1 protein-coding gene (cut by a window edge) is annotated in these 658 nt (G+C 40.6%); it reads right to left on the bottom strand.

Going from position 1 to position 658, the window contains the following annotated elements; translation table 11 throughout:
* On the bottom strand, positions 1-658 hold part of the coding region annotated (locus tag E0E16_RS03530; protein ID WP_130829732.1) for an IS30 family transposase (this coding region is incomplete at its 5' end). The annotated region extends 32 nt beyond the left edge of the window; 658 of 690 annotated nt are visible.

Genomic DNA, 658 nt, shown 5'->3' with positions numbered 1-658 from the left:
AGTTTAATTTTTCTCTCGGTCTTTCGTTCAATTTCTTTTGTATCGACATAATTCTCTTGTCTGTGTAATGTTCAAACGAATCCTTTTTCGGTATATATTGTCTGATTAGTTTATTTGTATTCTCAATCGCTCCCTTTTGCCAAGAACAATATGGATCAGCGAAGTATACGGGCACGCCTAAGAACTTGGTAATGTCCTTATGTGCTGCAAATTCAGGTCCGTTGTCTGTTGTAATGGTCTTCAGACAGTCCTTGTATGGTGGCAGCAGTTTCCTAACTACCTTTGCCAGAGGCTTTGACTGCTTTCCAAATGGCAGTTTCTGCATAAGCAGCATATTGGTGGATTTCTCTACCAGTGTGAGTATGGTATGCTGGTCAGGGTCTACGATCAAGTCCATCTCAAAATCTCCGAATCTCTTCCCGTCAACTTCCTTACTTCTTTCATGGATACTCAACCTGTCTTTAATTGGAAGATGTCTGCCCTTGGGACGATGTCTGTATTTCATCTTATGCCTTGTGTGTTTGGCAAGTTCCCCTGTTGTATCATTATGAATGATATTATAAATGGATTGGTGGGACACCTTTATTCCCTCATTCTTGCGCAGATAACCTGATATTTGTCGTGGAGACCACTGGTCATTGGTGATATATTCCTTAAT

The sequence above is a fragment of the Prevotella rectalis genome (assembly GCF_900607215.1).
In the GTDB taxonomy this organism is placed as follows: Bacteria; Bacteroidota; Bacteroidia; order Bacteroidales; family Bacteroidaceae; genus Prevotella; species Prevotella brunnea.
The sequence above is the reverse complement of the archived record's forward strand: the minus strand, read 5'-3'. Positions and strand labels throughout refer to the sequence as shown.